This window comes from Virgisporangium ochraceum (assembly GCF_016863655.1).
Taxonomy (GTDB): Bacteria; Actinomycetota; Actinomycetes; order Mycobacteriales; family Micromonosporaceae; genus Virgisporangium; species Virgisporangium ochraceum.
In genome coordinates, this window is record NZ_BOPH01000086.1 from 101,581 (window position 1) to 107,830 (window position 6,250).

General features: G+C 72.9%; 3 protein-coding genes. 2 read left to right on the top strand and 1 reads right to left on the bottom strand.

What is annotated here, in order from left to right; genetic code table 11:
* Nucleotides 1–17: 17 nt before the first annotated feature.
* Nucleotides 18–1,028, top strand: coding sequence for an adenosine deaminase (locus Voc01_RS30800; RefSeq protein ID WP_239160592.1), 1,011 nt, complete (start codon nucleotides 18–20; stop codon nucleotides 1,026–1,028).
* A gap of 34 nt (nucleotides 1,029–1,062) precedes the next feature.
* On the opposite strand, the gene Voc01_RS30805 is transcribed toward Voc01_RS30800, so the two are convergent.
* A complete protein-coding gene (locus Voc01_RS30805) occupies nucleotides 1,063–1,698 on the bottom strand; it encodes an acVLRF1 family peptidyl-tRNA hydrolase (RefSeq protein ID WP_203931115.1) in 636 nt (211 codons plus the stop codon).
* 226 nt (nucleotides 1,699–1,924) lie between these two features.
* Between Voc01_RS30805 and Voc01_RS30810 the strand changes: the two genes are divergently transcribed.
* Nucleotides 1,925–6,250: ATP-binding protein (locus Voc01_RS30810; RefSeq protein ID WP_203931109.1), on the top strand; the 4,326-nt coding region annotated here is incomplete at its 3' end.

A 6,250-nucleotide genomic window follows, 5' to 3' on the forward strand; every position in this document is an offset into this window, starting at 1 on the left:
GGGAGAGATCACACGTGATCGAGAGCTTCATCCGCGACCTGCCCAAGGTCGAACTGCACGTGCACCACATCGGCGCGGCGAGCCCCGCCACCGTCGCGCGGCTGGCCGCGCGGCACGCCGGAAGCACCACCGTTCCGGCCGACGTCGAGCAGCTCGCCGCGTACTTCACGTTCCGCGACTTCGCGCACTTCATCGAGGTGTACCTGTCGGTCGTCGACCTCGTGCGCGACCCCGAGGACGTGGTGACGCTCACCTACGACATCGCGTCGGACCTTGCCGCGCAACAGGTCCGGTACGCCGAGGTGACCCTCACCCCGTACTCGTCGATCGTGCGCGGGATGGCCGCCGAGGCCTACTGCGAGGCGGTCGAGGAGGCGCGGGCGCGGGCCGCCCGCGACCACGGCATCGAACTGCGGTGGTGCTTCGACATACCCGGCGAGGCCGGGGTGCCGTCGGCCGACGTGACGCTCGACGTGGCGCTGCGGCTGCGCCCCGACGGGCTGGTGAGCTTCGGGCTCGGCGGTCCCGAGATCGGCGTGCCGCGGGCGCAGTTCGCCGACCACTTCGCGAAGGCGCGGGCGGCGGGGCTGCGCAGCGTGCCGCACGCCGGCGAGTCCACCGGTCCGCAGACGGTGTGGGACGCGCTGGAGCACCTGGGCGCCGAGCGCATCGGCCACGGGATCGCCTCCGCGCGGGACGGGCGGCTCATGGAACACCTGCGGGACAACGACATCCCGCTGGAGGTCTGCCCGACGTCGAACGTGTGCACCCGGTCGGTGCCGTCGCTGGAGCAGCACCCGTTGCCGACGCTGGTCGGTGCCGGCGTGCCGGTGGTCATCAACTCGGACGACCCGCCGATGTTCTCCACGACGCTCACCAACGAGTACGTGGTCGCCGCCGGGCTGCTCGGGCTCGACACCGCGGGGGTCGCGGAGCTGGCGCGGCAGGGCGTGCGCTACTCGTTCCTCGACGACGCCGGCAAGGCCGGGATCCTGGCCGAGATCGACGCGTACGCCGCCAGGGCGTAGAGCCGGTTCGCGGGGAACTCAAGGAACGGGGGACTCAGGGAACCAGGTGGATGCGCACGCGGCGGGCGGCCACCGCCGCGTCGCGCAGGACCTCCAGGCGGGGCTCCGGGGTATCGAGCAGGTGCGGATGGCGCAGCGCCACCAGCGGCTCCAGCCGCCGGTCGACGAGCACCGCGTCGACCATCGACCGGTCGCCGCCGCACACCAGGGCGGCGAGGTCCGGCAGGGCCGGCAGCAGCACGCGGGCCACCAGGTCGGCGGCCTTCTGCGCCGCGGCGGAGGCCTGGTTGTCGCGCCGCCGGGCGTAGCGCTGCTGCGACCAGCCACCCGCCGCGGTGCGGCCCTGCACGTAGAACCGCTCCACTTTGGACGTGCTCACGTGGGTCCCGTCGACGACACCCACGGCGAGCGCGCCCTTGCGCGCGAGCAGTAGCCCGACGCGCGGTGGCCTCGACACGCCGGCGAGCAGCGAGTCGACGTCGGCGACCGCGTCGAGGCCCGGCGGCGGATGGAGGGTGGCGGTGTCGCCGTTGCTCGCGCCGGTGAGCGTGAGGCCGTTCTCGGTGGCGCCGTCGTGACGGCCGTAGAAGCCGTCGAGCCAGCCCTTGAGGCGCTCGGGCGAGATCTCCACCCAGCGCCCGCCCCCGGCGGCCGGCCGGGCGTTCACCACCATTGACGCAGTGTAGTCGGCCTGGCCGCAGGGTGCCGCCGTGCCGGATGCTCGCGAGTTCACGCCGCCGAGGTCAGGGGCGTTCAGGGGTTCCGATAAGGGGACTTGTGGGACTCCCACAAAGCTCAGCCGGCATTATCGTCATGGTGCAAGCCGGCGCTCGTCACCCGGATGGGCGACGATCGAGTGCGTTCCAGGTGTCGATCGGCGGGAAGGGCTCATCCGGATGTTCAGTCGGGTCGCCATCATCAACCGTGGTGAGGCCGCGATGCGGCTCATCAACGCGGTACGCGAGCTCACCGCGGAGACCGGGGCACGGATCGAGACCGTCGCCCTACACACCGACGTCGACCGGAACGCGATGTTCGTTCGCGAAGCCGACATCTCCTACGATCTCGGCCCGGCGTCGGCGCGCCCCTACCTCGATCTCAAGACGCTGGAACGGGCGCTGGTCGACACCGGCGCCGACGCGGCCTGGGTCGGCTGGGGCTTCGTCGCCGAGGACCCGGCGTTCGCCGAGCTGTGCGAGCGGCTCGGCGTCACGTTCGTGGGCCCCAGCCCCGACGCCATGCGCAAGCTCGGCGACAAGATCGGCGCGAAGCTGATCGCCGAGGAGGTCGGCGTGCCGGTCGCGCCGTGGAGCCGCGGCCCGGTCGAGACGCTCGACGCCGCTCTCGAAGCGGCGACCCGGATCGGCTACCCGCTGATGCTCAAGGCGACCGCCGGTGGCGGCGGGCGCGGCATCCGCGTGGTCCACGACGCGAACGAGCTGGAAGACGCCTACGAGCGCACCAGCCAGGAGGCCGCCCGCGCGTTCGGCAGCGGCGTCGTGTTCCTGGAGCGGCTGGTCACCGGCGCCCGCCACGTCGAGGTCCAGGTGATCGCCGACGGGCAGGGCACGGCCTGGGCGCTGGGCGTGCGCGACTGTTCGGTGCAGCGGCGCAACCAGAAGATCATCGAGGAGTCGGCGTCTCCGGTTCTGAGCGCGACGCAGGCCGCCGAGCTCAAGGCTTCGGCGGAGCAGCTCACGATCGCTGTCGGCTACCGGGGTGCGGCCACCGTCGAGTTCCTCTACCACCCGGGCGAGAAGCTGTTCGCGTTCCTCGAGGTCAACACGCGGCTGCAGGTCGAGCACCCGATCACCGAGATCACCAACGGGTTCGACCTGGTCAAGGCGCAGCTGCACGTCGCGAACGGCGGTCGCCTCGAAGGCCCGAAGCCGGTCGAGCGCGGCCACGCCATCGAGGCCCGGCTCAACGCCGAGGACCCCGACCGCGACTTCGCCCCCTCCCCCGGCCGCATCGCGCGGTTCAACGCGCCGACCGGGTCGGGCATCCGCGTCGACACCGGCGTCAGCGAGGGCGACACGATCCCCGCCGACTTCGACTCGATGATCGCGAAGATCATCGCCTACGGCCGCGACCGCGACGAGGCGCTGGGCCGGCTGCGCCGGGCGATGGCGCAGACCACGGTCGTCATCGAGGGCGGCGTCACCAACCGCAGCTTCGTGCTCGACCTGCTCGACCAGCCCGAGGTCATCGACGCCAGCGCCGACACCGGCTGGATCGACCGCGTCCGCGGCGAGGGCCGCCTGGTCTCGCACCGGCACTCCGCGGTCGCGCTCGCCGCCGCCGCGATCGAGGAGTACGAGGAGACCGAGCGCGCCGAGCGGCAGCGACTGCTGGCCACCGCGCACGGCGGCCGGCCACAGGCGCGGCACGAGAGCGGGCAGCCGCTCGACCTGAAGCTGCGCGGGGTCGGCTACCGCGTCCGGGTCGCGCGGGTCGGTCCGCACCGGTTCCGCGTCAGCGTCGAAGCGCAAGGGGACGCGCGGAGCGCCGACATCGTGCTCGACCGCTTCGACCGGCACACCGGGCAGATCCTCGTCAACGGGGTCCGCTTCCGCCTGCTCACCGACACGCACGGGTCGGTGCACCTGGTCGAGGTCGACGGCGTCACCCACCGGGTGCTCCGCGACGAGGGCGGCGTGCTCCGGTCGCCGGCACCGGCGCTGGTGGTCGCCACGCCGGTGGCGGTCGGCGCCGAGGTCGAGGCCGACGCGCCGGTGCTGGTCCTCGAGAGCATGAAGATGGAGACCGTGCTGCGCGCGCCGTTCAAGGCGCGGCTCACCGAGTGCGTGGTGCACGTCGGCAGCCAGGTGGAGACCGGCGCTCCGCTGCTGCGGCTGGAGCCTGTCGGCGACTCCGACGACGTGGTTCCGGTGGCCGCGGGGCCGGCCGTCGAGCTGGACCTTCCCGAGGCGCCGGCCGAGGCGCCGGTACGGGACCGGCTGCGCCGCGGCCAGGAGGACCTGCGCAGTCTCCTGCTGGGCTTCGACGTCGACCCGCACGACGACCGCCGCACGCTCGCAGACTACCTCGCCGCCCGGACCTCGGCCTCCGACCACCGGCCGCTGGGCGAGGAGCTCGAGCTGGTCGAGGTGTTCGCCGACCTCGCGGAGCTGAGCCGCAACCGGCCCACCGGCTCCGACGGCGACGACCAGATCCGCAGCTCGCGCGAGTTCTTCCACGTGTACCTGCAGAGCCTCGACGTCGACCGGGCCGGGCTGCCGACCGCGTTCCAGGGCCGGCTCTCGCGGGCGTTGCGCCACTACGGCGTCACCGAACTGGAGCGCACGCCCGAGCTCGAAGCCGCCGTGTTCCGGATCTTCCTGGCGCTGCAGCGGGCGGTGGCCGACGCCACCGTGGTCACCGCGCTCCTGCGCGCGTGGCTGCAGGAGCCGCCGCCGGACGAGACGCTGCGCGAGCCGGTCGGTCTCGCGCTGGAACGGCTGGTGGCCGCCACGCAGGTCCGCCTGCCGGCCGTCGCCGACCTGGCCCGCGGGGTGGTGTTCGGCTGGTTCGCCCAGCCGCTGCTGCGGCGCACCCGCGCCGAGGTCTACGCCCAGGTCCGCGGCCACCTGCGGCACCTCGACGCCCACCCCGACTCGCCTGACCGGGCCGAGCGCGTCGCCGCGATGGTGCGGGCCACCGAGCCGCTGGTGCGGCTGCTCGGCCAGCGCCTCAACCGGGCCGACCGCGACAACACCGTGCTGCTGGAGGTCCTCACCCGGCGGTACTACGGCAACAAGGGCCTCACCGGCGTGCGCACCGAGGTCGCCGACGGCTGCACGTTCGTGGTCGCCGAGCAGCGCGGCGCGCGGATCGTCTCGGCCGCGGTGGACTTCACCGCGCTCGGTGACGCGCTGCGCGGGCTCGCCGGGCTCGCGACCGGCGACGACGTCATCGACGCCGACATCTACCTCGCCTGGGAGAACCAGCCCGCCGACTCCGACGCGTTGGCCGGCGCGCTGCACGAGGTGATCAGCGCGCACCCGCTGCCGCACCAGGTCCGCCGCCTGACCACCACGGTCGCCGGCCGCGCCGGCGCGGTGATGCACCACCACGTGACGTTCCGCCCGTCGACGCTCGGCATGACCGAGGAGCGGCTGATCCGCGGCCTGCACCCGTTCATCGCGCAGCGGATGCAGCTGGAGCGGCTGAGCCGGTTCGACCTGACCCGCCTGCCCTCGCTGGACGAGGAGGTCTACCTGTTCCGCTGCGTGGCGCGGGAGAACCCGTCCGACGACCGGCTCGTCGCGTTCGCGCAGGTCCGCGACCTCACCGAGCTGCGCGAGCAGGACGGTCGCCTGGTCGCCCTGCCGACCGCCGAGACCACGATCGCCACCTGTGCCGACTCGATCCGCCGCGCGCTGCGGCCGAACCAGCGCTTCAGCACCAACCGGATCATCCTGTACATCTGGCCGCCGAGCGACATCACCCGCGCGGAACTGGAGGCGATGGCCCGCCGGGTGCTGCCCACCACGGCCGGCGCCGGGCTGGAGGAGATCCAGCTGATCGGACGGCTGCGCGACCGCTCCACCGGCGAGCTGGTGAAGACCACGGTGCGCATCTCCTTCGACGCCACCGGCACCCAGATGACGATCGGCGCGCCGGCCGACGAGCCGGTCGAGCCGCTCGACGACTACCGGCTGAAGGTGCTGCGCGCCAGCAGCCGCAACACGGTCTACCCGTACGAGCTCACCGACCGGCTGGGCACGTTCGTCGAGCACGACCTCGACGACTCCTTCGCGCTCGTGCCGGTCGACCGGCCGAAGGGGCGCAACAAGGCGGCGATGGTCGCCGGTGTGGTCACCACGCCGACGCAGCGGCACCCGGACGGCGTCACCCGGGTCGTCCTGCTGGGCGACCCGACGAAGTCGCTCGGCGCGTTGTCGGAGCCGGAGTGCCGGCGGGTCATCGCCGCGCTCGACCTGGCCGAGCGGATGCGGGTGCCGGTCGAGTGGTACGCGTTGTCCTCGGGCGCGCGGATCTCGATGACCTCCGGCACCGAGAACATGGACTGGGTCGCCGCCGCGCTCAAGCGGATCGTCGAGTTCACCCAGGACGGCGGCGAAATCAACATCGTCGTGTCGGGGATCAACGTCGGCGCCCAGCCGTACTGGAACGCCGAGGCGACGATGCTCATGCACACGCGCGGCATCCTCGTGATGACGCCCGACTCGACGATGGTGCTCACCGGCAAGCAGGCG